This is a genomic window from Nostoc sp. DSM 114160 (assembly GCF_053470305.1).
On record NZ_JBPFGO010000001.1, the window covers coordinates 1,149,661 to 1,174,830 of the forward strand.

At 42.5% G+C, this 25,170-nt stretch carries 17 protein-coding genes and 1 pseudogene; 10 read left to right on the forward strand and 8 right to left on the reverse strand.

Annotation, left to right across the window (positions count from 1 at the left end; genetic code table 11):
- Nucleotides 1-65: 65 nt before the first annotated feature.
- The 5 genes and pseudogenes from NSTCB13_RS05410 (at nucleotide 66) to NSTCB13_RS05430 (ending at nucleotide 4,292) form a co-directional block, all read left to right on the forward strand.
- Complete coding sequence (locus tag NSTCB13_RS05410; protein ID WP_445628659.1) at nucleotides 66-683, forward strand: 50S ribosomal protein L25/general stress protein Ctc; 618 nt, start codon at nucleotides 66-68, stop codon at nucleotides 681-683.
- Between the two features lie 74 nt (nucleotides 684-757).
- Nucleotides 758-2,287: a bifunctional aminoglycoside phosphotransferase/ATP-binding protein gene (locus NSTCB13_RS05415; RefSeq protein WP_448271622.1), complete on the forward strand. Its 1,530-nt coding sequence runs from the start codon at nucleotides 758-760 to the stop codon at nucleotides 2,285-2,287.
- 133 nt (nucleotides 2,288-2,420) lie between these two features.
- Nucleotides 2,421-2,927, forward strand: a complete 507-nt coding sequence (locus NSTCB13_RS05420) for a hypothetical protein (protein ID WP_448271623.1) — start codon at nucleotides 2,421-2,423, stop codon at nucleotides 2,925-2,927.
- Between the two features lie 173 nt (nucleotides 2,928-3,100).
- A pseudogene (locus tag NSTCB13_RS05425) lies at nucleotides 3,101-3,894 on the forward strand (YdcF family protein).
- 176 nt (nucleotides 3,895-4,070) lie between these two features.
- Nucleotides 4,071-4,292: a hypothetical protein gene (locus NSTCB13_RS05430; RefSeq protein WP_448271624.1), complete on the forward strand. Its 222-nt coding sequence runs from the start codon at nucleotides 4,071-4,073 to the stop codon at nucleotides 4,290-4,292.
- Between the two features lie 5 nt (nucleotides 4,293-4,297).
- Here NSTCB13_RS05430 and NSTCB13_RS05435 read toward each other — a convergent pair whose 3' ends face one another.
- A complete protein-coding gene (locus NSTCB13_RS05435) occupies nucleotides 4,298-4,519 on the reverse strand; it encodes a ferredoxin-thioredoxin reductase variable chain (protein WP_445632227.1) in 222 nt (73 codons plus the stop codon).
- 607 nt (nucleotides 4,520-5,126) lie between these two features.
- On the opposite strand from NSTCB13_RS05435, the gene NSTCB13_RS05440 reads away from it, so the two are divergent.
- The gene (locus tag NSTCB13_RS05440) at nucleotides 5,127-8,861 is read left to right on the forward strand and encodes an EAL domain-containing protein (protein ID WP_448271625.1); all 3,735 of its coding nucleotides are present in this window, start codon (nucleotides 5,127-5,129) and stop codon (nucleotides 8,859-8,861) included.
- 804 nt (nucleotides 8,862-9,665) lie between these two features.
- Here the strand turns inward: NSTCB13_RS05440 and NSTCB13_RS05445 are convergent.
- Nucleotides 9,666-10,196 carry a hypothetical protein gene (locus NSTCB13_RS05445; protein ID WP_448268909.1) on the reverse strand — a complete coding sequence of 177 codons (531 nt, stop codon included), beginning with the start codon at nucleotides 10,194-10,196 and terminating at the stop codon, nucleotides 9,666-9,668.
- 86 nt (nucleotides 10,197-10,282) lie between these two features.
- Nucleotides 10,283-10,888: a DedA family protein gene (locus NSTCB13_RS05450; protein ID WP_322711889.1), complete on the reverse strand. Its 606-nt coding sequence runs from the start codon at nucleotides 10,886-10,888 to the stop codon at nucleotides 10,283-10,285.
- Between the two features lie 248 nt (nucleotides 10,889-11,136).
- On the opposite strand from NSTCB13_RS05450, the gene NSTCB13_RS05455 reads away from it, so the two are divergent.
- Nucleotides 11,137-12,450, forward strand: a complete 1,314-nt coding sequence (locus NSTCB13_RS05455) for a cytochrome P450 (RefSeq protein WP_448273126.1) — start codon at nucleotides 11,137-11,139, stop codon at nucleotides 12,448-12,450.
- Nucleotides 12,451-12,458: 8 nt separating this feature from the next.
- On the forward strand, nucleotides 12,459-13,199 hold the full coding sequence (locus NSTCB13_RS05460; RefSeq protein WP_448271626.1) for a hypothetical protein: 741 nt from the start codon (nucleotides 12,459-12,461) through the stop codon (nucleotides 13,197-13,199).
- Here NSTCB13_RS05460 and urtE read toward each other — a convergent pair.
- The 5 genes from urtE to NSTCB13_RS05485 form a co-directional block, all read right to left on the reverse strand.
- Nucleotides 13,162-13,860, reverse strand: a complete 699-nt coding sequence (gene urtE / locus NSTCB13_RS05465; RefSeq protein ID WP_445628667.1) for an urea ABC transporter ATP-binding subunit UrtE — start codon at nucleotides 13,858-13,860, stop codon at nucleotides 13,162-13,164. The genes NSTCB13_RS05460 and urtE overlap by 38 nt on opposite strands.
- Before the next feature lie 111 nt (nucleotides 13,861-13,971).
- A complete protein-coding gene (locus tag NSTCB13_RS05470; protein ID WP_448273127.1) occupies nucleotides 13,972-16,530 on the reverse strand; it encodes a CHAT domain-containing protein in 2,559 nt (852 codons plus the stop codon).
- A gap of 492 nt (nucleotides 16,531-17,022) precedes the next feature.
- A complete protein-coding gene (locus NSTCB13_RS05475) occupies nucleotides 17,023-18,129 on the reverse strand; it encodes a calcium-binding protein (RefSeq protein ID WP_448271627.1) in 1,107 nt (368 codons plus the stop codon).
- Nucleotides 18,130-18,691: 562 nt separating this feature from the next.
- On the reverse strand, nucleotides 18,692-20,515 hold the full coding sequence (locus tag NSTCB13_RS05480) for a hypothetical protein (protein ID WP_448271628.1): 1,824 nt from the start codon (nucleotides 20,513-20,515) through the stop codon (nucleotides 18,692-18,694).
- Between the two features lie 73 nt (nucleotides 20,516-20,588).
- On the reverse strand, nucleotides 20,589-22,628 hold the full coding sequence (locus NSTCB13_RS05485; RefSeq protein ID WP_448271629.1) for a filamentous hemagglutinin N-terminal domain-containing protein: 2,040 nt from the start codon (nucleotides 22,626-22,628) through the stop codon (nucleotides 20,589-20,591).
- Between the two features lie 336 nt (nucleotides 22,629-22,964).
- Here NSTCB13_RS05485 and NSTCB13_RS05490 point away from each other — a divergent pair, with 336 nt between their 5' ends.
- Entirely contained in the window at nucleotides 22,965-23,777 is an 813-nt protein-coding gene (locus tag NSTCB13_RS05490) for a hypothetical protein (protein WP_448271631.1), read from the forward strand.
- A gap of 22 nt (nucleotides 23,778-23,799) precedes the next feature.
- Nucleotides 23,800-25,047 carry a bifunctional metallophosphatase/5'-nucleotidase gene (locus NSTCB13_RS05495; protein WP_448273128.1) on the forward strand — a complete coding sequence of 416 codons (1,248 nt, stop codon included), beginning with the start codon at nucleotides 23,800-23,802 and terminating at the stop codon, nucleotides 25,045-25,047.
- Nucleotides 25,048-25,170 lie beyond the last annotated feature (123 nt).

Below are 25,170 nucleotides of genomic sequence, written 5' to 3' on the forward strand. Positions count from 1 at the left end.
GCAAATGACAAATGACAAAGGACAAAGGACAAAGGACAAAGGACAACTGACAAAGGACAACTTTTATGGCTATTACAGTCGAATCTCAAAAACGTCCAGAAGGCAGCAAGCCAAAAGCTTTGCGCCGTGCTGGATTGATACCTGCCAATTTGTATGGTCATAAGGGTACAGAATCCATTTCTTTGACCATTGAAGCTAAAACTGTTGAGCGTTTGCTCAAAAGAGCTTCCGTCAACAACACCTTGATTGAGTTGAATATTGCTGATGCACCTTGGCGCGGTAAAACCTTGCTGCGGGAACTTCAGATCCATCCAGCCAAAGGTACGCCTTATCACCTCAGCTTTTTCGCGGTTGCTGGCCACGGTGACACCACTGTAGAAGTGCCTCTGCGTTATGTGGGAACTGCTGTTGGTGTTAAACAAGAAGGTGGTTTTTTAGACACTGTGATCACTGAATTGCAAGTCACCTGTGCGCCAGAAAACATCCCGGAAATAATTGAAATTGATGTCTCTAACCTGCAACTCGGAGACAGCTTGCGTGTTCACGAGCTGGTCTTGCCTCAAGGTGTTACAGTTCTTGGCGATCCGGAGCGAGTCGTAGTTAGCGTCTCGCAGCCGCAAATCAGTGCTGCTGCTGAGGATGAAGCTGAGTCAGAGAGTGAAACAACCTCTGAAGCTACGTAAGTGTGTAATAATTTTTGATGATAGCCAGGGGGAAACTCCTGGTTTTTTTGTATTTGAATCCGCAGAGCAAAGAGATGACAGAAGTAACTCTCCCAGCTTTAATTGAGCAAATGTTGCAGCCGGGATTTTATCCTCATAAGGTAACAGAACCTATTCAACTAGTTCAAACCCACGCTTCTTATGTGCTGTTAACTGGGGATTACGTCTATAAACTGAAAAAACCTGTGAATTTTGGCTTTTTGGACTTTTCTACCTTAGATAAGCGGCAGCATTTTTGTCAGGAAGAGTTACGGTTAAATCAGCGCGGTGCTGATGAATTATATTTAGAAGTTTTGCCCATAACTTTGGTTGGGGAGCAATATCAGTTAGAGGGAACGAGCGAGGCTGTAGAATATGCGCTGAAGATGCGTCAGTTTCCTCAAGAGTCGCTACTAAGTATCCTTTTTGAAGAAGGTAAGTTAAATGAGACACTTCTAAATGAGTTGGGACGAGTGGTTGCTCAATATCATGCCCAAGCACAGACGAATGATTACATTCGTACTTTTGGGGAAGTGCCAAATATCCGGGCTGCCTTTGATGAGAATTATCAGCAAACTGAGAAGTATATTGGTGGCTCCCAGACTCAGGCGCAATTTACAGAAACCAAGCAATATACAGATAAATTTTTTGCCGAACGTCCAGAATTATTTGCTAGCAGAATTCACAACGGTTATATTCGTGAATGTCATGGGGATTTACACCTAAGAAATATTGCTCTATGGCACGATAAAATCTTGTTGTTCGATTGCATTGAATTTAATGAGTCGTTTCGCTTTGTTGATGTGATGTACGATGTGGCGTTCACTGTGATGGATTTGGAAGCTGGCCAGCGTCAAGACTTGGGTAATGCGTTTTTGAATACCTATACAGAGCAAACTGGAGACTGGGAAGGCTTACAGGTGTTGCCCTTGTATTTAAGCCGTCAGGCTTATGTCCGGGCAAAGGTGACATCATTTTTACTAGACGATCTGAGTGTATCCGCGACGGTAAAGGAAGAAGCGACAAAAACCGCCACTGATTATTACAAACAAGCTTGGGAATACACTAAACCCAAGCAGGGACAACTAATTTTGATGTCGGGGTTGTCGGGTTCTGGTAAAAGTACCACAGCAAGGTCTTTAGCCCGTCAACAGGGAGCGATTCACCTGCGTTCTGATGCGGTGCGGAAACATCTAGGGGGAATTCCGTTGTGGGAACGGGGTGGCAATGATTTGTATACACCAGAGATGATCGAGAAAACTTACACACGACTGTTAGAATTGGGAATTATCCTGGCTAAACAAGGTTTTTCGGTAATTTTAGATGCCAAGTATGATAAACAGCAGTTACGCCAAGAAGCGATCGCACAAGCTACAAAACATCAACTTCCCTTTCAGATTATCCAATGCACAGCACCACTTGAAGTTCTAAAAGAGCGTTTGAACAATCGCACTGGTGATATTGCTGATGCTACCGCCGATTTATTAGCCTCACAAATCAAACAAGCTGAACCTTTCACTGAAGAGGAACAACCTTATGTAAAGATTTGGGATACAACTCAACCACAACAGGCACAATTAAAATAATTTGTAATTCGTAATTCGTAATTCGTAATTGAATCGAAAATTAGGAATTACGTTAGCGAGTCAGACGCTCCTACGTCGCTAAGGCATTGCTATCGAGCGTCATTAGTAATTTGTTAAATAAGTTTTTTATTTTATGGCAGACAAAAAGAACGACTTATTCAGTATTTCTCCCAGCTTCTTTTCTCAACTATTATTTGGGGCATTTTTAACATTTATATTAATAATGACCGGCTCCGCACCAGCCCTAAGCATCTTCTTAGGAATCATGGGCGGTTTCATCTTAAGCTGGATCGCAAATTTAACTGATAATAGCCCCCAAGCTCCAGCGGTCGCCTCCTCTGATGGTGTTGATGCAGGACTGAAATACTGGTTATTTTTCATGCTGGGTTTTGTATATTTAGGCTATCCAGCACCTATGAGTATCTTGCTCGGTGGATTAGGTGCTTTAGCTGGAGGCTGGATTACTGCTTGGTGGGGAAGTAAGGAAGATACTAGAACTCAGTTACAAGTTGAAGAATCAGAAGAGGTTGAAGTTGAACCAACCAATCAAAGGATCAACAAACGGCAAATCAAAAGAGCCGGTCGCCGTTACCGTCGCGCTCCTGGAAGTACTTTCAATTACAAGTTTTGGGAAAGGTAGGGAATGGTGACTGGGAGCAGGGGAGCAGGGGAACAGGGGAGCAGGGGAGCAGGGAGACAAGGAGGACAAGGAGGACAAGGAGGAATTATTGAATAACGTTTCTTCCTTGTCTACCCCCTCTTCCTTGTCTCGCTACTCCCTTTCTTCTTCACTATTCCCTATGCCCTAATAATATGTTTTTATATCTATCCAAATTACTGCCACTATTTTTTTATCCACTAGGATTAGCCTGTGTAAGCTTGGTAGTAGCATTAGTGACTTTGTGGAAACGACCCCGGACTGCGGCGATCGCAATTGCTTTTTCCCTAATTTTATTGCTATTTTGTAGCAATGCTTGGATCGCTAAATCATTAGTGCGATCGCTAGAATGGCAAAATCTTCCACCCGCCCAAATACCTAATGCAGATGCAATTGTGGTTTTGGGTGGCGCAACAAAATCAGCTTTTCCCCCAAGACCCCTACTGTCGATTTAAGTGAAGCAGGCGATCGCGTCATCTATGCAGCACAACTGTATCGCCAAAAAAAAGCGCCTATAATTATTCTCAGTGGGGGACGCATTGATTGGCGGGGAAGTGGTTCGCCAGAGTCGGCAGATATGGCCACAATCCGTACATCTATTGGTATTCCATCGGAAGCGATTGTCCAAGAACCTGACTCTCTCAATACTTATCAAAATGCTGTAAATGTCCGAAAGATTTTGTCAGCTCGTGGCATTCGTCAGGTATTATTAGTTACTTCAGCAATGCACATGCCGCGATCGCTTCAGATTTTCCAGCGTCAAGGAATCAATGTTATTCCCGCACCGACTGACTTTTTAGTTAGTGAGGGTGAGTTGCAAGAACTCGGTAGTACTCCCAAAGCCGCTATACTAAATTTATTACCTGATACTGATAACTTACACCAATTTACCATCGCTTTCAAAGAGTATATTGGTTCTTTAGTTTATCGCTTACGCGGGTGGCTTTAATCGAGTAATGAGTAATGAGTAATGAGTTATGAGTTATGAGTTATGAGTTATGAGTTATGAGTTATGAGTTATGAAGTGCAGTAATTGCCTGAATTTGAAACTCCTAATGACAAATGACAAATGACCAATGACAAATGACAAATGACAAATGACAAATGACAAACTAAATTAATTTTATGTCAAAAAATTTACCTTATATTATTCCAGTTGCTCAACCCCAAGTTGAGGAAGCTTTTGCCTCTTACCAAACAACCCATGAGTTTTACCACGAAGTTCGATCGCGAGCGGAGTTTCAGCGTTATTGTGATTGGTATTATACAACAGCAGAACAAAACCGCCAAGAGCTTAAAAAAATGCGCGGCGAACTGAATATTTTCCAGTGGTTTCGCCGCAGATAAGTGCTTTAAATGACTTCTAACTCATTTTCACGCAAGTGGGCTTTAAACTTTTTACCAAACTGGACTACAATCGGTAGATTAGCGCTTACTGGTCTGTCTCGCCATTGGCTGGCAATAGCTACTACATCGCCTTCTGTACCTTTGATATCAAAAGGCTGATTCCGATGTTCAGGATGATGATACACCACTACCGAATCTTTAACGCGGACGCGATCGCCAACTTTCATAACAACATTCACACCTAGCATTTTCTTTTCCACAAGTATCTGCTACAAAATATATGATTAAATCGCTTAGAATTTGATTTAATCAGCTATTTCTTGACGCTTCATCGGGGTGCAACGGCGCATTTAACCCTCTACGTCCAGGCACGTTTTAGCAATCCGCGCGTACTTTTTTCAGTTTTTTGCCACGTTAATAAGTATCGCCCCTACCTTTCGTGTTTACCCAAAAGCAGGGAAATGAAAGGAAATCAGGCGACATCAGAGTGTTTAGTGCTTTGACAGATATCTAACTCTTTTATCTTGACTCTAGGATGTTCCCCAGGTCAACTCTCTTAAGAATTTTAGTGTATGGCAGATGCTTTGCGATCGCGATGTCTACGAAGGGCTAAACCTACGCTCGTTTGTATGCAATCAAATTGAAATTGTAATAAAAAATACATGTATTTTCTGTAATTTAGTTGGTAGGAATAGCACTATTATCGCTACAAGGTGCGCCGCTTATGCTAAATTAACAACGATACTACGACGCAAAGCTACCCAACGCTGAAGGTATTTGGGTAATATAATTAACTGCTATTTCAATAAAACAACTTGTGTTTGAGACAACGTGATGCTGGAATTTTGGAAAAGCCTTCTTGCTTATAAGCAGTTTATTCCCCACGGTCATTGCTATCTTTGGAAACCAGAATTAGTAGGGTTGCATATTTTATCCGATAGTTTAATTGCACTTGCTTATTATTCCATTCCCATTACGCTATTTTATCTTGTCCGCAAGCGCCAAGATTTGCCCTTCAACTGGATATTTCTGCTATTTGCAATATTTATTGTTACTTGTGGCACTACCCACCTGATGAATATTTGGACGCTCTGGTATCCAACTTATTGGTTGAGTGGTTGTATTAAAGCGATTACAGCCGTAGTTTCACTGTACACAGCTTCTGAACTTATACCTTTAATACCAAAAGCACTTGCTTTCCCCAGTTCTGTACAACTGGAGGCAGCCAATCAAGAACTAGAGCAGGAAATTAGCGAACACAAACAGGCAGAACTCGCGCTACAAGAGCGGGAAGCTATGTTACGGCGAATTGGCGATAATTTGCCTAATGGAGCAATTTATAAGGTAATCCGCGAAGTGGATGGCAGCGATCGCTTTTCTTATATCAGCGCGGGGATTGAAAAACTGATGGAAGTCAGTGCAGAAGATGCACTCAAAGATTCAAGTTTGCTATATCGTCAGTTTATCCCAGAGGATGTACCATTTTTCCAGGCAGCAGTCGATGAATCCCGGCGGAATCTCTCGGTGTTTGATATCCAAGTGCGAATCCAAACGCCTAGCGGTCTGCTTAAATGGTTCCATTTTCGTTCTACACCACGCCAATTGCAAGATGGAAGAGTGCTTTGGGATGGGCTGGTGGTGGATGTCACCAATCTTAAGTGTGCTGAAGAAACACTACGCAAGAATGAAGCCTTATTAGAAGAATCTCAGCGAGTTGCTCGTCTCGGTAATTGGGAGTTTGATATTGCCACTGGCAAAATTACCTGGTCAAAGCAGCTTTTTACCCTCTTTAATCGAGATCCGGCACTTCTTGAGCCGAACTACCAAGAAAATCTGCAATTATATTACCCAGAAGATGCAGGAAAATTAGCCCAAGCAATTGAACAGGCAATTTCAACTGGCGAATCCTACAAACTCATTTTGCGTGCGTCTCAAACTGACGGCTCTACAATTTATATTGAGGGGATTGGACATACAGAACTTAATGCGGATAGAGAAGTAATTCGCCTTTATGGAACTGCCCAAGATGTTACAGAACGCCAAGCCGCACTCAATAAACGCCAAAAAGCCGAGGAAGAACTCCGACGCAGTGAAACGCTGCTAGCTACTGCTCAAAAGATCGCTCATCTAGGCAGTTGGGAATGGTACTTAGAGTCTCAAAAACAAATTTGGTCAGCCGAAACCTTCCGCATCTTTGGTCTAAATCCTACTGAATCAGTACCGACACAGGCTACATTTCTCCAGACGGTTTACCCAGAAGACCGACCAGTGTTGCAGAGGCATCTAGTAAAGGCGATCGCCAATAAAACCCCTTTCAATCTTGAATATCGCATTGTCCGACCTGATGGCTTATTACGCTACCTGGAGTTAAGAGTAGAAGTAGCTTATGATACTCAAGGCAAGACTATTAGACTGTATGGAGCTATTTTAGACATTACAGATCGCAAACAGGCAGAAATTGCTCTGAAACAAAGCGAGATTCGCTATCGTGCCATTGTCGAAGATCAGACTGAACTTATTGCCCGATATTTACCAGATGGTACACTCACTTTTGTCAACCAAGCTTATGCAGTTTATTTTGGGCGATCGCCAGAGGAATTTATCGGCAGCCGCTATCAACCGGCTATCTTTGAGGAAGATCGGCAGCGAGTTGCTCAATTAGTCGCTTCAATTAGTGTTGATAATCCTGTAGTCATCATTGAGAATCGCGTGATTGTGGCAAATGAGGTGCGTTGGACTCAGTGGCATAACCGAATGCTGTTTGACGAGGAAGGATGTTTTATCGAATTTCAATCGGTGGGACGCGATATCACAGCCCTCAAGCAAATCGAAGAAACACTTTTTCAAGAAAAAGAATTAGCTCAGGTGACGTTGCAATCCATCGGAGATGCAGTTATAACCACAGATGCTTTTAGCAGGATTCAATACCTCAATCCGGTTGCAGAATCTCTGATTGGATGTACCGAAGCATTGGCACAAGGGTTGCCCTTAGTAGAAGTCTTTAGAATTGTGCATGAAATTACACGCGAGTCAGTTCCGAACCCAATTGAGCAAGCGTTAGAGGAAAATCGAATTGTCAGTTTAGCAAACCATACCGTCTTAATTGCTCAAAACGATCGAGAGATTGCGATTCAAGATTCAGCCGCGCCCATTCGCAATCGTGAGGGACAAGTTATTGGCGCAGTTATGGTGTTTCATGACGTGACTCAGAACCGCAAGCTTTCCCGTCAGCTATCCTGGCAGGCCAGCCATGATGCCTTAAGCGGATTGGTGAATCGCCAGGAATTTGAGCGACGGGTTGAACAAGCATTGTGCCTTGCCAAATCAGACTACCAGGTTCATGCGTTGTGCTATTTGGATCTCGATCGCTTCAAAATTGTCAATGATACCTGTGGTCATTTGGCTGGAGATGAATTACTGCGTCAAATTTCTGCCCTATTACAGGAGAAGATTCGGAAAACTGACACATTGGCAAGGTTAGGAGGCGATGAATTCGGGGTATTGCTCAACCAGTGTACGCTGGAGCAAGCTTTACGAGTTGCCAACGATCTGCGTGAGTGTGTTCAAGAGTTCCGGTTTGTTTGGCAACAGCAGGCATTCTCAATTGGAGTCAGTATCGGCTTAGTTAGTATCGATACAAATAGCGAGAGCCTTGCAGAGATTATCAGCACGGCTGACGCAGCTTGCTACACCGCGAAGAACCGAGGGCGCAATCGCGTCTATGTTGCTCGGACTGACGACCAGGAGCGAGTGCAACAGCGCGGGGAGATGCAGTGGGTCAACCGCATTTCTCAAGCCTTGAAAAGTGATTCGTTTTGTCTCTATGTTCAAAGGATTGCCGCGTTAGCGAAGCTCACCGTTGGCGTTCGCGTTAGCGTCTCTGAAAGAGAAGCCTCTCGTAGAGAAGGTATCGCCCCGGTAGCCGAAAACAGCGACCATTATGAAGTGCTGCTACGGCTCCAAGATGAGCAGGGAAATTTAGTGCAGCCGATGGCGTTTATTCCAGCAGCAGAACGCTACAACTTGATGCACCTGATCGATCGCTGGGTGATTGTGACTATGTTCAAGAATTGGTCAAGGTTCGTTGGCGATGAGCAAAGCATCTATGCAATTAACCTTTCTGGCTCTAGCATCAATGACGATCAGTTCATTAATTTCCTGTATGAGCAGTTTACCTTATACCCTATCTCACCCCAGCGCATCTGCTTTGAGATTACCGAGACTGTAGCGATCGCTAACCTAATCAAAGCCAGAGAGTTCATTCAGTCACTTCAACGGATGGGCTGTCGCTTCGCCTTGGACGATTTTGGGGTGGGGATGTCGTCGTTTGCTTATCTCAAGTCTCTGCCTGTGGATTACCTCAAAATTGACGGCAGCTTTATTCGTAACATTATCGAGAATCCTGTGGATAATGCGATCGTGACAGCAATCACGCAGATTGCTAGCGTGATGGGTATTCAGACGATTGCTGAGTTTGTCGAGAATGACGCGATTTTAGAGCGAATTACGGCACTTGGAATTGATTACGCACAGGGATATGGCATTGCAATACCTTACCCATTGGGCTAGCTCCCAATACTGCTCGGTTAAAGATTTCTAACTTGGAATTGGATTTGGGAAAAGGTTAAAGGGTAAAGGTTAAAGGGGAAAGGTTAAAGGGGAAAGGGAAAATAACAAACCCTTTCCCCTTTCCCCCGCCTTTATCCCGATTTATGCAATAAGTCTAATGTACAAGTAGTTCTTGTCAAGATTGCAATATTCCTCACCAACATTGGAATATTTCTCACCAACATTGCAATATTTCTCCCAAACATTGCAATATTCCTCACCAACATTGGAATATTTCTCACCAACATTGCAATATTCCTCATCAACATTGCAATATTCCTCACCAACATTGCAATATTCCTCACTAATATTAACGTGAGTTCGACAGACCTCTCCCGGACAGCCTCCCTCTCCTAAAAGGCGCTACGGTGTACACACAAACCTTGGATTTACCCCCCTTAGTCCCCCCGATATATTGGGGGGAAACAGAAATCTTGCTCCCTCCCCAATACATACGGGGAGGGTTGGGGTGGGGTAAATCCGTGATTTCTCAGCTATTTCAGAGTTGTGTGTACACTAGACCCCTCTTGGCATTTGTGCTTTTTGTAAGAGGGGGAAAAGGGGAAAGGGTAAGGGAAAAAGGTTCTGCAAAAGTCCCTTTCCCCTTTAACCTTTACCCTTTCCCCCAGAGAGAACCCCACCTTCCCCTTTTCCCGACTTAATCTAGCAAAGCTTGCGAATTTCCTGTAAAAGAAGCTGGTTCTTTTAGTTCTTCTGCGGCGATCGCACTTCTTTAGTAAAAATGGCTAATTCTGCGATTAATCCCTAGCTCACGTCATTTGATTGTACTTCCCAATGAAACAGCCGCGGCAATTGAGATACATCTATGGCGTAATTAATAATCCACATTACTAATTCAAAAATCAATAAATATCGTACCCACTGCAACTCGCTTGTCGAATCCAAAAGTGTCAAACCCTCATACAACTGCCAAAAGCGGTAAGGAAGATATATATAAGGAACCATTACCCAGACGACATTTTGCAACTTCCTAAGCGTCACACTTTCAGAGATGATTTGCAGCCCTAAGACGATAAAATACCAAGCAAGCACAGTTAAGACTGTGCGATCGCCCCACCATACACCCCACAATAACATAACCACTAATGGCGGCACTATCCCTAGCAGTTGCACCGAGCCAAACCAGATTTTATACCAACCGGGAAATGGTAAAGGTAAAGTATAAGGCTTTGCGTTTTTCCATCCCCAGTTCACAACCACAATAAAAAGTGTGGCAAAAAAGAAAAAGAGGAGATTTTCGAGGAACAGATAGAGGTTGATGTTTAAGGAAGCCATGAGAGTATTATCAAACTCTGATATTTGTGTGTCAAGTCGCTTTGCTCAAATTCGTAATTATATCTACACAAAATCCCAAAGATATTTCAACTTTTGTTTGCTCTATTTTCTTGTACCAAATGAATAATCGATGGTACTAAAGAAATGACTATAATTAATCCAATAATCGGTAACAAATACTTATCTACCTGTTCAGCTGGCAGAGATTTTCCTAAGAAAAACCCTAATAGGGTAATGCCAAATGTCCAAATAAAGCCACCAATTAAGTTGTAAGACATAAATGTGCGATAATGCATTGCACCAATCCCAGCCACGATGGGCGCGAAAGTGCGTACAATGGGTAAAAATCGTGCCAAAACAATCGTTTTTTTACCGTGCTGTTCATAAAAGTTCTGAGTTTTCACAAGATGTTTTTTATGAAACAGCCATGAATCTTCTTTCTGAAATAGTCTTCTGCCAAATTTATGCCCAGTAAAATAGCCAACATTGTCACCTAAGACCGCACAAATAAAAGCACCAAAAATCAGAACCCAAATGTTCAATAAATTCTGAGATGCGACAAATCCAGCGGTGAACAATAAGCTATCCCCAGGCAGAAAAAAACCAATTAACAAGCCAGATTCAGCAAAGACAATCGCCCAGACCCCAAAATAGCCAAGTGATTTAATCAGTTGTGGCAAATCCAGATGCATAGAATTTTGACTTTTCTTTCAATAGATCCACAACATCCTAACGTTCAGCAATTTTATTGAATAAAAAGTAATATTAAATTTCTGTAAATTTATTATGTAATCTGAAGAAATGTAATGACAGATGACAGGTTTTGAGTTATGGGTGCAAGAGACAAAGATATTTGCAAGTACTAAGAATATTTTGGGGTGCTGCGATTGCAGCAGAGCGGGAATATCGTGTTAACTTTTTCATAGCTACCCTTAGAGATATGAAAAGTCATCAATTTCCTCCTGGAAGCTTTGGTATACCTGTATTAGGTGAAACACCCTCCTTTGTTTTCGACCGCAATTTCGCTCAAAAGCGCTATCGACAGTATGGGCCCATCTTCAAAACTCATCTTCTTGGCAGACCGACTGTAGTGATGGTCGGGCCGGAAGCATTGGAGTTGGTTTTGTCAAGCCAAATGGAGAATTTTTCTTGGCGCGAGGGATGGCCTGATAATTTCAAGACATTACTGGGTGAATCACTTTTTCTGCAAGATGGAGAAGAACACCGCAGAAACCGTCGCTTGATGATGCCAGCATTGCATGGCCCAGCATTGGCAAATTATGTCTCCACAATGGAAGATATTACACGTAGTTATCTGCAAAAGTGGGAGAAGCAGCAGGAATTTACTTGGTTTCAAGAATTTAAACAACTGACGTTTGATATTGCTAGTCAATTGTTGTTGGGTACGCGTCCTGGCCCTGAATGTGTGCGCCTGAGCGAGTTGTTTACAACCTTGACCAATGGGCTGTTTGCTATTAACCCGTTGCCCTTACCATTTACTACATTTGGTAAAGCTATAGCCGCTCGTAATCAGATTTTAGAACATCTAACTCAAGTTGTCAGAGAACGCCAGCAAAACCCAACAAAAGATACCATCAGCTTGTTAATCCAAGCTAGAGATGAAGATGGTAATAGCCTCAGCGAAAAAGAACTCATTGCCCAAGCGGTGCTGTTACTATTTGCTGGACATGAAACTACTACTTCGATGCTGACTTGGTTGTGTGTAGAGTTAGCCCGTCATCCAGAAGTACTCGAAAAAGCAAAAGCTGAACAATTGCAACTTGCAAGTAAAGGTAATTTGGATTTAGAACAATTAGGGAAAATGCCTTATTTAGAGCAGGTTTTGTGGGAAGTTGAAAGATTACATCAACCTGTCGGAGGCGGGTTCCGTGGCGTAATTAAAGATTTTGAGTTTAAAGGTTATCACGTTCCTGCTGGTTGGCAGTTATACTATTCAATTGGAGTTACTCACCGAATTGAAGAAATTTATTCTGAACCAGACCTGTTTGAACCAGACCGTTTCAGTCCCCAGCGCCAAGAAAATAAAAAGTATCCTTTTAGTTTAGTTGGTTTTGGCGGTGGCCCGCGCATCTGTATCGGTCTAGCCTTTGCCAAAATGGAAATGAAGATTGTTGCTGCTCATCTTCTACGCAATTATCATTGGGAGATATTACCCAATCAAAGTTTAGAGGAAGTTGTAGTTCCTACTAATCGCCCGAAAGATGGATTGCGGGTTAGATTTCAACCTCGGTAAAATGTTTTATGACATCCCAAATAAACATACATTTGCCTAACGGAGTTTTACAACGCTTGCAAAGTGTGAAAGATTTTGTGGGCGGGAGCGTTAACTCTCTAAGTAACTCAGCGCAACAAGCTGGTGAGTCTTTGAAGACAACAGCCACTACCACAACTGATAGAGCAATTGATACAGTTACAACAAGTTTAGAGCAAACTTGGCAAACAGCAGAGCAATTTAAAAATACCACATCGGGAGCAGTTAAAGATGCGATCGCATCTTCTGTAAGTGATTGGTTGACACAACACCCGATATTTTTTCGATTGGTTCAAATATTAGGTTGGGGAGCTAATCACCCAATTATTAGTGTAGTAATTTTGCTGTTTGCACTTGCTCTACTTTGGAGCATCATCAGAGCAATTGTCCGCTTAATTGAGACAGCTAGTTGGTCAATACTCCAAGTTCCGTTAAAATTGCTTCAGGTTTTGTTTCAAGTTAGCTTTCTATCTTTAACTAAAGTTGGGAGTTTTGCTGTTCAAAGAATCGCAGGTGCTAAAAAAGCTGATAATTTACCAGCTTTATTACCTGAAAGTTTTCAACCAAATAAACAACAACGATTAGCAGAAATTTCTAGTCGTTTGGCAGCAATTCAAAAAGAACAACATGAGCTTTTACAAGAAGCGGCAGACTTGATTGCTGCCGACACAATTGATATGGAAGTATCAAAAATTAAACAGCTAAAAAGCGCTGAATCACATCTTGGCTGAGTTCGGTGGTGGAACCGGAGGCGACAATACCACCTTTTTGCATAGCGTAATAGTAATCAGCCTGACGGACAAAGTGTAAATGTTGCTCTACTAATAACACCGAAATACCTGTGGTTTCGACGATGCGCCGGACTGCGGCTTCAATTTCTAAGATGATGGAGGGTTGAATACCTTCAGTGGGTTCATCTAAAACGAGTAATTGAGGCTCTCCCATTAAAGCACGTGCGATCGCTAATTGTTGCTGCTGTCCTCCGCTTAAATCACCACCCATCCGCGAAAGCATACTTTTTAACACCGGAAATAAACTAAAAACTTCCTCGGAAATTTCTGCTTTTTTGACTGGTTTGCGTCTAGCTTCCAATCCCAGCAGTAGATTTTCTTTAACTGTCAACCGAGGGATAATCTCTCGTCCTTGGGGGACATAACCAATTCCCAACTTTGCCCTTTGGTCTGGAGATTTGGAGTTAATTAATTCTTCAGCTAAATTAATAGTACCGCTGCGGGGTTTGAGTAAACCCATGATAGTTTTGAGTAAGGTAGTTTTTCCGACACCATTGCGTCCAATTAGGCAAACCATTTGCCCAGATGGTACGCTCAAATCTACATTGCGGAGAATATGGCTTTCGCCGTAATAAACGTTAAGGTTAGAAATTTTGAGCATATAAAGAACTTTTAAACAGATGCGGGAATTATAACTAATTAGGCAGACATGATATCAGGAGTCAGAACAAAAGGGCAAGCTCTAGAAACTTCAATAAATGAGTAGAATTTGTCAAAGCCAGTTACCAACTAAAACATAAGGTGCCCAGTAGCCAGGACGACTGTAATTGGGATAATCTTTTAACAACTTTACTTGGGCACGACGCAAGGCTTCAGCCTTTGTCACCTTAGTTTTAACTAACTCACGATAAAATTCCCCAATTAAAATAGCAGTAGATTTATCGCTGATATGCCATAGTGAAGCCAAGGTACTACGAGCGCCAGCTTTCACGGATGCTCCTGCTAGCCCTAGCGTGGCGCGATTGTCACCAGTAGCGGTTTGGCAAGCACTTAACACTAGCATTTCCAAGGCTTCGGAGCGAGTTTGATCTCGACGGCGCAACAAGCTATCAAATTGCGTGACGTTGATCGGCCCATCATTTGCAAGTATAAAAGTATTCTCAACATTGGAACTAAATTGACCGTGGGTTGCCAGATGTAACACATTAAATGGCACAGTATTTACCTTACTCTCTAGGTTTTTGCTGTTGAAGTCTCGATTTAGTAACTGGGTGGTAGACGCGATCGCTTGGGAAATAGAGTCGAATTCTGATTTAATTTCTGGTAGCGGTGGAAATTGCTGTTTAAAGCCTTGTGGTGGTTGCACTAACCCGGCAGCTAGCACATTGAGTTTTGTTTGTGTCAAGGGTTTGAGTGCGAGTAACTGGAGTCCCAAGCTGAGGGTTACAGCGTATTTTTCTACCAGATATTGCTGACCGTCATACAATATAGCCATTGGTATATTTCGCAATATGCCATCCAGTACAAATACAAGGGTTTTGACGCCACGATCTTTTAAATCTGACTCAATTTCTTTGATTAACCACCCATAGACTTCTTGTGATAGCGCCTGCACTTCCTCAGTCCGATCGGGTTCTAATAGATACTCTCTAAGTTGTTTGATAGTACCTTCTACCTCATTTTGTGACTTATTTACTGTATAATTACGCAGTGGGTGTTTAGGAATTTTGACAATCACTTGGAGTTGATCGGGCAGAATAATTGGATAAATAATTGCGGCTGTAGGATTATCTTTATCTACCACTGTGTCAAGCAAAACAGTTTTGGCATTAATGCAAGCTTCCCGAAAAAAGTCGTCTAATTCCGCTAGTTGCAGTGATTCAATCCTTTGTCTCGCTTTGTCTAGGATTGGTTCGCTCGGATGAGTTTGCTGAAACTGCAACAATAATTCTACGGACTCTCGATATACAGGTTCTACACTTTCTTTAAAGGAAAACTGGACATCTCGATTTACAACTACTAAGTCACTACGGAGAGTCTGCAACTCAGCGATCGCAGTATCATAGCTGGCAATAGCGCCCTCAATCTCTCTTTGCTGTTTTAACAAGCGTCCTAACTGCCAATGCCATCGATAAGCGATATCTGGGGCGTTGATTGTTTGGGCGATGTTCAATGCCTGTTGAGTGAGGTTCTGGGCTATTGACCATTGTTTAGTTTGCTCGTATACACTGCCCAAAGTCCCAAGGGCAAAGCTCTCGGCTCGTTTATCTGCTAAATTTTCAGCTTGTTGCAGGGCCCTGGCGCAGATTTGAGCGATCGCTTCGGGTGTAGTTCCGAATTTCATCAAGCTTTGAGCTAGATTAATCTGCGCATAAATAGTTGTCACAGAAGCAGGTAGTTGTGCCAGTTGAGTTTGAATTTGCGGCAATAGTGTCTGTACTGCGGCTGTTTGTCCCGCGTTCACTAGTAAATTCAACTGATTAACTTGAGCCTGAACTTTGTTAATCGGGTTAGGAGCGATCGCAGCAGCTTGCTGATAAAACTGTATTGCACCCTTAAAATCTTGCTGTACTTGTGCCGTGTTGCCTAAACTGAATAAAGCCGCGCTGACATCCTGAGGAGAATCCAATTTTTGGGCAATTGACAAACTTTGCTGTAATACCTGACGAGATTGATTCAAATCTCCTGCTAATTGCAGAGCATTCCCAAAAGACCGTAATTCTACTGCTTTACTGACTGAATTAGGTTTTGATTGTAACTCCTGCTGCAATTGAGTCAAGATCGTCAAAGCCCGACGGTAAAATCCCATAACTTGCCATGCTTGTGCTTGATTGATGCGATCGCGGATAATGCCATTGCGATCGCCTAATTGCTTATAGCTAACTTCCGCACGTTGCCAGGTGTTGAGTGCCTGTTCAGCTTGTCCTAAGTCTAGTTGAATACTACCTTGAATATCTAAAATTGGAGCTAAAACCTGAAGATTTTGAGAATTAGAGGATTTTTCGAGCAACTTCAAGCTATCTGTAATTGCCTGTTGCGCTGGTGGCAAATTACCCAGTTTTTGATATGCCAACGCCAAATTACTTAATGCTACAGCTTGCTGCAATTCATTGCCTTGGCTGCCAAAACTTTTAACTGCTTGTTGTAAAACTTTAACCGCTTCTGCAAATTGTCCTGCCTCATACAGCACTTTCCCCTGTTGCAGCAAGTCTTGTGTTTGTGCAGTCGGATTTTGGATTGACACTCCAATTGCGATATGTTGTGTCTCTAAAGTTGCAGCAACAGGAAAAGCAGTAACGCACAAAAAAGCTGTCACCACAACCAAGAGCATGAAAACAGGTAAGTTATGTTTTTTAAAGGGACGAATGAACCATCTGTTGCATCCGTTATATATCTGTTGCCACTGATTATTTTTATAACTCTTGAGTTTCATCGTAATTCCTCCCTTGAATCTTGGGCAATGAATTATTGACCACAAGATATGGCAGAGGGAATAAAAGAACTTTGCCCAGATTCAGCTACAAGCATAATATCACCGTTACCATCAACAATCCATCCTTGAGCCTCCACAATCTAATTAACCTGAGTTCGGGATTGGAAAAAGGACAGGTAGTAAGCTGAAAATAACAACAAATCCAGTAACCTGTCCTATAGACTTCTTGGCATTTTTAGGGAATTGGGTTTGGGGGAAAGGCAATAGGAATAAAAAAACCTTTCCCCTTTAACCTTTTCCCTTTAACCTTTTCCTTTTCCCAACTCTTGCAAAAGTGTTTTTTGCAAGAGGTCTAATGTAACTCTTACTCCTGGTAACATTAGTCCTGTTTTAAACCAAAACGATGTCAAGACTGGGAATAAATCCGCTCCCTAAGTTGGTTTGGAGAGAGGCAAATTGAACCGATGCGATCGCATCAAATGGAGATTTATCAAAAGACAAAGCACCTGTGCTGTTGTTATAACTAAACTGACTGGTAGAACTCGCACCAAATCCAAGTTTAGAAATCTGAATTTTATCTCCTTCAAAGTACTTAAAGTCTGCAATGTAATCAAGTCCATCAGACAAAGAGTCGAAGACAAATGTATCGGCTCCACTTCCTCCTACAAGGTAATCGTAATCTTTACGGCCATTTAAAATATCATTGCCATCGCCTCCGTAGAGAGAGTCATTGCCTTCCCCGCCATTGAGCAAATCATTGCCACTCTCGCCGAAAAGAATATCGTTATCACCCTGACCGAAGAGAAAATCATTGTCACTACCGCCATAGATAGTATCTCTGCCGGTGCCTCCCAAGAGAGAGTCATTGCCACTGCCACCATTTAGATAGTCATCTAAAGCTCCTGCATTCAAGGTATCGTTGCCACCATTGCCGTATAGGGTATCAGTGGTGTTGTTGAAGACAAAATTATCGACGCTGTTACTGCCATTGAAGGAAATTTTTTCGATATTAGTGTAGGAAAAGCTGTAGGCGTCAGTGACGTTCGAGTAGTCGGCTACGAGTAAATCGACTCCGTTACCGCCATCTATATAATCATTCACTCCAGATCCAGGATTGAGGGTATCGTTGCCATCTCCTCCGTAGAGAGAGTCACTCCCACTGCCGCCATTAAGATAGTCATCAAAAGCCCCAGCATCTAAGATATCATTACCACCATTACCGTATAGGGTATCAGTGGTGTTGTTGAAGGTAAAATTATCAACTCCGTTACCACCTTTGAAGTAAATTTTTTCGATGTTATTGAAAGAAAAGCTGTAGGGACTGCTGACATTAGAGTAGTCAGCTACGAGTAAATCAATCCCCGTGCCGCCATCAATATAATCATTAAGTCCAGATCCGGGATTAAGGGTATCGTTTCCTCCAAACCCAAAGATACTATCAGTAAAAATACTACCGATAATATTGTCATTTCCGTTAGTTCCACTGTAGGTTGGCATTTTAATTATTCCTCTGAGTAGTAAAAGTAAAAGGTTTTAGTTTTTTGGTTTCAATAAGGTCTATCTGGGGTGATATTTCATCACAATCAGACGCAATTGGAAGTCCGGTTTTAGCTCAACTTTATCGGTTTTGTTAGTAACAAGATACCTGCAACAAACCGCTAAATAGGGTCTACGCTATCCCTGAAACCTTTAAGGGAAGGTAGTTTTACTTAAAAAGTATTTGCCCAAAAGCTAGGCTTTTTGCTGAATAAAGTTGAGCTAAGTGAATCTCCCTGTTAAACTCATATACGATGAGTTTTATTTTTTATGCACCCCAAGCAGAAATTTTGTATTATCGGTCGATAGACTTCTTGGCATTTGTAGGGAAAAGGGCTAATAACAGTACTGTTCTAAAATAGACTTCTTGGCATTTGTAGGGAAAAGGGTAAGGGGGAAAGGGAAAAGGATTATGTCGGGAAAAGGGGCAGGGGAAAGGGGAAAAGGTACTGCAAAAGTCCCTTTTCCCTTTAACCTTTACCCTTTTCCCCCAAGAGTGCAAAAAGCACAAATGCCAAGAGGTCTATTGACTACAAGACATGGCAGAGGGAATAGAAGAACTTTGCCCAGATTGAGCCACGAGCATAATATTACCGTTAGGATCGACAATCCATCCTTGAGCCTCGACAATTGGGTTGCTAGATTTGGTTATAGATGCAGTAGATAATTTATCCGCGATCGCTGTTGTTTGTGGTGGCATATCTACCCAACCAGTAATCACTGCTCGTCCCTGCAACGGTTCGTTAGGGCTTTGGGGTAATCCACCGCGTCCAGTGGCGATAAAACGACTGGCGTTTTGCCCTCTTCTGGGAGTGCAACCTTGAGCAATTTGTCGGGATGCATCTATGAGGTTAGAGGGTAGTTGAATTAAGCCGCGACTGGGGTCAGTATCTGGACTGTTGATAGTTACTTCCCCACTCACTCCCAATTCGGAACTTGCTGTAATGTCACTGTTTTCGGTTGGGCGTTTTTGCGAGACAATACCAAAAATACCGTTTGTTGTAATATCAACTTTGCCACCAATACCTGTGAAAGCATTAGCGGTGATATCGCTATTTTCTTTAGGAACGGCGACAATGAAAGGGCTATTAATGGTGATGTTGCCGCCATCGCCACCAAACTGGCGATTTCCGGCAGTGGTGGAGATTTGACTGCCGTTGCGTAATAATAATAAGTCTTGCAGATTCAAGGTAATATTACCGCCAGTGTTGCTGCGAGTTTCGGCAGAGATGCTGCCATTGTTAAGGGTAAGGATACCTGCTGCTAGTTTAATGCTGCCACCGTCTCCTGTACCTTGGCTATCAACTGCGATTTTCGCGCCATCCGTAATATTTAAAGTTCTGGGGTCAATGAAGATGCTACCACCGTTGCCAATTGAACTATCAGTGGTGTTGGCAAATAATCCTGTTTGTGAACCAGATAGGCTGATGTTGTCCTGCACTTTGAGGGTGATATTGCCAGCATCAAAATTACTGGATGTAGTGGTGCGAAGTTGTCCGCCATTGCTGGCTTTATAGGTGTTGGCTGTCACAAAGATATTGCCTGCTTTACCTTGTCCAGCAGTATCGGCACGCAGTTGAGCGCCATTGGCGAGGGTGAGTAATCCAGTTGCGATCGCAATATCGTTGGCATTACCAACTGCTTCAGGTTCCACGGAGGTTGCTATCTGACTGGAAAATCCATTGTTCCCCATCCCCTCTAAGAAGACTTCTTCTGGTGCAATAATAGTGATTTTGCCAGCATCGCCTACCCCCTCAGTGGCTGAAGTTAAAGCTGCACCATTCGTTACCGAAAGGGAATTGGCGAAAATTTCAATGTTCCCACCACGTCCTTTACCTATATTTCCTAAGTCATCTCTGCCAACAGCACTAAATATTCCACTGTTACTGGCGCGATTGTTGATGCCATCGAGAGAGACTTTACCACTAGCCTCGATCGTAATATTGCCAGAATTACCTAGTCCAAAAGTATTACTAGTCAGTTGAGCGCCATTAGTGACAGTAAGAGAACCTGTTTTCAGGTTAATATTTCCTCCTTGTTGAGGAGTAGTAGTTTGCACAGTAGTGAAAATTCCCGTTAAGTTTTCGATTGCGGGATTGGGATTTTTTTCGGTTCCATCAAAAAAGATGCGATCGCTCGCTTCAATCGCCACATTTCCTGTGTTACCTTGTCCCTCACTTTTAGTTTGGATACGAGCGCCATCTGCGATCGAGAGGGAACCAGTTCTGAGGTTAATATTGCCTCCGTTACCAATTCCACTTTTGAAAACGGTAGCAAATAAGCCACTAGGAAATCCTGTTTTATCAACTCCATCCAAGGAAGTCAGATTGCGAACGTTAATTTCCATGTTACCTGCATCACCTTGTCCTTGAGTGGAAGTTACGAGTTCATATCCTCCGCTTAAAGAAAGTGAGTCAGCTTTAACTGCGATTCCTCCAACTGTTCCAAGTGCATACCCTCCTCCCTCTGGATTGAGTCCAAGACCCTACGGAGTTGAAAATTCCATTGTTACCAGAAAGAGATACAGATCCATTTGCTTGTACTAAAATCTTTCCAGCATTACCTACTGCTCCTTTAAATACAGAATTGCTGATATCACTATCTGCTATTGAGATATTCTGGTGAGCATTGAGTTGAATGTCTCCTGCTTGAATTTCAAGTGTTCCAGAATTGCCGAGGATTCCAGAAAGTATGTAACTATTATTCAAAATGTTGATGTTTTGAGCATCAATCATTAAACTTCCGCCGCCGTTACTGGCTACGTTAATAGCAGCTCCATTGAGGGATACATCACCACCACTGCTGATCAGCCTAACATCACCACCCAAAGCACTGGCTACATCATCAGCAGAGATTGTCAACGCATTAGCGTAAATTGACGCACCATTAAGTTTGATATCGCCATTTGCGAGCAAAGCAATATCTCCAGCGCGAGTATATTTAGAAAAGGTATCAATATAACTACTGGCTAGTGTAATTTTATCTCTTGAGTCAAAAATAACCGACGTGCCATCACCTTCTTCACTACCTGCGACAATTCCGCCAAGATTTAATGCTCCCTTCCCTGTGAGAGTAATGTTTCCTTCTGTCAGCGCCGGATTAGGCTGATACTGATTGGTGAGTAAAACAATGCCCTTGGGAGAATTTACCCTAATATCACCAATAGTAATATCTGCACTTGTCGCTACAGAATTGTTTACAGGAGGCGCGACAATAGAAATCGAGGAGTCTAAGAAAATACCAGCATCGCCTATAGTTCCTAAAGGATTTCCTATTGCTTCTGGGTTCATCCCGGCGCGGATATCAAGCGTTGGTTTGACGCTACCATCAATAATAATGGGAGTTCCATCCGATAAAGTAACATTAGCCAAACTAGGAGTGCTTGCGGGGTTAATGGTTTCACCTGCTGTATCGGGATCTGTGATCACCACGGTATTTATATCTACTTTTCCCCCAGCCAAGATATGTAAAGAAGCTCCTTGATATGCAAAAAAGCTGACATCGCCTTGAGAGCGAATAATTGGATCGTGGGGACTAAATAAATTGCCTAAACTTCCGTCTAATTTTTCAATCCGAAAACTCCCCCCACTCCAGAAATGAGCATCACCACCCACAGTATTAACACTGCGTAAAACCATATCCCCACGAGAGAACAAACCACTACTTGGATCGTTTAAGGCAAAAATATCTATATTTTCATTACCTTGAACTAACAGCTTACCTCCAGCAGCAGCAACGAAAGGATTGGTAAAGCGATCGCGCACTTTGATGGTATCGGCTTGCAAGATTAAATCTTTGCCTGCTTGCAGATGTCCCTGTAAATCTAAATTCCCTGCAAACAGCTTTAAATCTTGTCCTACTGCTAAATTTCCCGTATTTTCGATGGTTCTCAAGGGGTCATTCTTGCCATACTGCAACCCTGGTGTTAGATTAATTTCCAACAGTGGCGGCGCTTGGGGATTAGTAGCACTAAATTCCATCCCATCGCCAAAGACAAACGAGTTCGCCGTACTCGCCACAAACGAACCTGCTACATCAAGACGTGCATTTTTGCCAAAAATTATCCCATTAGAATTGAGCAGAAATAAATTTGCTGCACCATCCACTCCTAAAGTACCCAAAATATTAGATACTTTACCTCCCGTGACTCTGGTGAAAATATTGTTAATTCCTGTGGGATTGGCAAAATAAACTCGCTGGGATTCTCCAACATTGAATTCACGAAAACTATGGAAGAGGTTTGCACCGCGAATTGCTCCACCATCAATGCGGTTAGTAGCACTACCTTTTATATTCACATTGGGAGTGATTTTTGAAGAGTTATTACCCAATGTTTTATCAGGAGTAATCTGGGCTAAGACGTGATTTTCACAACCAAATATGACACCAGCAAACACTCCAATAATGCTAATAGCTTCTAATAAATCTGAGTGCCAATTCCTATCTTTACCGATTGTCATATTAGAACCAGCCTCGCTTGCTCATTTCTTACCTGTGAATATGCAATTTTCTTACACCACAGCTTCGAGCCACATATTCAAGGGTTTTTTGCTAGCTCAATTTTGAGTTTCATCGTAATTCCTCCCGCGACCCTTGAAGTAACGAATTATTGACTACAAGAAATGGCAGAGGGAATAGAAAAACTTTGCCCAGATTGAGCCACAAGCATAATCTTACCATTAGCATCGACAATTTATCCTTGAGCCTCCACATTAATTGTAAAATTTTAGCCTTGACACGCTACTACAATTTTTCTTAACTTAAATGCGTGAATTTTGAATGCGTGAATTGTTAATATGTCTTTTTTAGAGCGGAAAAGTCGATTTTTCAGTAAGTTTAATCGTCGAGATTTAGGGACTAGCAAGTTAAGTTTGCTGATTATATCTAGCATCTTTTTATTTTTAGGAACTGCTGGTGGTATGGTGCAAGTTAAACCAGCACAGAAGTCAGGGTTCACACTACAACTTTTACATACTTCCGACCAAGAAGCAGGTGTCCCAGCGCTGAAGGATGCACCGAACTTTTCGGCGGTGTTGAATGCACTGAAAAATCAGGATGCTAATCGCGACGGTAAGCCTGATTATCCTAATACTTTAATTCTTTCATCTGGAGATGCTTATATTCCCAGTCCCTTTTTATTTGCCAGTGACACAGCTTTTGGTGGACAGGGACGGGGAGATATTTTAATTTTAAATGCTCTTGGGTTTGGTGCGATCGCCTTTGGTAATCACGAATTTGATTTAGGTACGGGTGTTGTTGCTGACTTGCTGCGTGCTAAAGAAGATTACCCAGGTACAAAATTTCCCTATCTCAGCGCGAATCTAGACTTCAGCACTGATAAAGACCTGGCAAAATTAGTGACTGCTGATGGACAAGAAGCAAGTAAAATTTCCAATAAAATTGCCCGTAGCACCATTATTACTGTCAATGGGGAAAAAATTGCTGTAGTTGGGGCGACAACTCCCACACTGCGGACTATTTCTTCTCCTGGTGGTGTGACTGTGTTGCCTAAAAAATTTAATGACCGCGATGCCGCAGATATTGCTGTTTTGGCTGCTGAAATTCAAACTTCTGTTGATGCAGTGCTGACCCAAAAACCCAGAGATTAATAAAGTCATTCTCTTGGCACATATGCAGCAAATTGCCATTGAGCAAAAGCTAGCACAATTACTCAAGGGAGTAGATATTATTGTTGCTGGTGGTTCCAATACCTTACTAGCCGATAAAACAGACCGTCTGCGAGTGGGTGATAAATCTGCTGGAACTTATCCAATCATCAAAAAAGCCGCAGATGGTAATCCGATAGCTGTAGTTAATACTGATGGAAACTATCGCTATGTTGGTCGTCTAGTAGTTAACTTTGATGCCAAGGGAGTGATTATTCCTAAAAGTATTGACCCCAAAATTAGTGGTGCTTATGCGACTGATTCCCAAGGGGTAGCAGCTGTAGGCGGGAAACCCGATGCCAAAATTGTTGCGATTACAGAAGCACTCAAAAAAGTGATTATTGCCCAAGATGGTCAGATTTTCGGGAAAACCAACGTTTTTCTCAATGGCTGGCGGGGTGATGTCCGCACCCAAGAAACCAATTTAGGGAATTTGACAGCTGAAGCTAATTTAGCGATCGCTAAACGATACGATCCTAAAACGGTGATTTCCATTAAAAATGGTGGTGGTATCCGTGACAGTATTGGTACTTATACCTTTCCCGCAGGTTCGACTCGCTCGCAGGATGTTATCAAACTGCCACCCCAAGCAAATCCTGTAGCAGGTAAGAAAGAAAAAGAAATTTCTCAACTTGATATCACCAATGCTTTACGGTTCAACAATAGCTTGACTTTAGTTACTTTAAATGCTAAAGAACTAGTAGCAATAATTGAACACAGTGTCGCAGCGATCGCGCCGGGTGCTACCCCTGGTAGTTTTCCCCAAGTAGCGGGATTAGCCTTTAGCTTTGACCCAGATTTGCCAGCAGGTAAGCGTGTTAAATCCCTGGTTATCAAAGATAGGAAAGGCAAAATTATTGATGTAGTAGTGAAAAATGCAGAGTTAGTGGGTGACTCGAATCGCATCTTCCGCGCTGTCACCTTAAACTTCCTAGCAAATGGTGGTGATGGTTATCCTTTTCCCAAAACTGAACGGGTTGATTTGATATCAAAAGATGCTAAACGTACAGGTTTAGCCACCTTTGCTGCTGATGGTTCCGAACAAGATGCATTAGCAGAATATCTGGCTGCTAACTTTAAGCAGATTCCCTTTGCTCAAAAGGATGTACCGCCTACCGAAGATACTCGCATTCAAAATCTGAAGCTGCGTAAAGAAGAGGGGAAGGGGGAAGGGGGAAGGGGTAAAGGGGAAGGGGTAAAGGGGAAGGGGTAAGGGGTAAATAAATAGAATTTTTCCTTTCCCTTTAACCTTTAACCTTTACCCTTTAACCTTTACCCCTTCCCCCTTTACCCTTTACCCTTTAACCTTTTCCCTTTACCCTTTAACCTTTAACCT

What these genes read in the sequence shown, in the direction of transcription:
- NSTCB13_RS05410 (WP_445628659.1), top strand. Translation starts at nt 66, where the DNA reads ATGGCTATTACAGTCGAATCTCAAAAACGTCCAGAAGGCAGCAAGCCA.
- NSTCB13_RS05415 (WP_448271622.1), top strand. Translation starts at nt 758, where the DNA reads ATGACAGAAGTAACTCTCCCAGCTTTAATTGAGCAAATGTTGCAGCCG.
- NSTCB13_RS05420 (WP_448271623.1), top strand. Translation starts at nt 2,421, where the DNA reads ATGGCAGACAAAAAGAACGACTTATTCAGTATTTCTCCCAGCTTCTTT.
- NSTCB13_RS05430 (WP_448271624.1), top strand. Translation starts at nt 4,071, where the DNA reads ATGTCAAAAAATTTACCTTATATTATTCCAGTTGCTCAACCCCAAGTT.
- NSTCB13_RS05435 (WP_445632227.1), bottom strand. Translation starts at nt 4,519, where the DNA reads ATGAAAGTTGGCGATCGCGTCCGCGTTAAAGATTCGGTAGTGGTGTAT.
- NSTCB13_RS05440 (WP_448271625.1), top strand. Translation starts at nt 5,127, where the DNA reads ATGCTGGAATTTTGGAAAAGCCTTCTTGCTTATAAGCAGTTTATTCCC.
- NSTCB13_RS05445 (WP_448268909.1), bottom strand. Translation starts at nt 10,196, where the DNA reads ATGGCTTCCTTAAACATCAACCTCTATCTGTTCCTCGAAAATCTCCTC.
- NSTCB13_RS05450 (WP_322711889.1), bottom strand. Translation starts at nt 10,888, where the DNA reads ATGCATCTGGATTTGCCACAACTGATTAAATCACTTGGCTATTTTGGG.
- NSTCB13_RS05455 (WP_448273126.1), top strand. Translation starts at nt 11,137, where the DNA reads ATGAAAAGTCATCAATTTCCTCCTGGAAGCTTTGGTATACCTGTATTA.
- NSTCB13_RS05460 (WP_448271626.1), top strand. Translation starts at nt 12,459, where the DNA reads ATGACATCCCAAATAAACATACATTTGCCTAACGGAGTTTTACAACGC.
- urtE (WP_445628667.1), bottom strand. Translation starts at nt 13,860, where the DNA reads ATGCTCAAAATTTCTAACCTTAACGTTTATTACGGCGAAAGCCATATT.
- NSTCB13_RS05470 (WP_448273127.1), bottom strand. Translation starts at nt 16,530, where the DNA reads ATGCTCTTGGTTGTGGTGACAGCTTTTTTGTGCGTTACTGCTTTTCCT.
- NSTCB13_RS05475 (WP_448271627.1), bottom strand. Translation starts at nt 18,129, where the DNA reads ATGCCAACCTACAGTGGAACTAACGGAAATGACAATATTATCGGTAGT.
- NSTCB13_RS05480 (WP_448271628.1), bottom strand. Translation starts at nt 20,515, where the DNA reads ATGGAAATTAACGTTCGCAATCTGACTTCCTTGGATGGAGTTGATAAA.
- NSTCB13_RS05485 (WP_448271629.1), bottom strand. Translation starts at nt 22,628, where the DNA reads ATGACAATCGGTAAAGATAGGAATTGGCACTCAGATTTATTAGAAGCT.
- NSTCB13_RS05490 (WP_448271631.1), top strand. Translation starts at nt 22,965, where the DNA reads ATGTCTTTTTTAGAGCGGAAAAGTCGATTTTTCAGTAAGTTTAATCGT.
- NSTCB13_RS05495 (WP_448273128.1), top strand. Translation starts at nt 23,800, where the DNA reads ATGCAGCAAATTGCCATTGAGCAAAAGCTAGCACAATTACTCAAGGGA.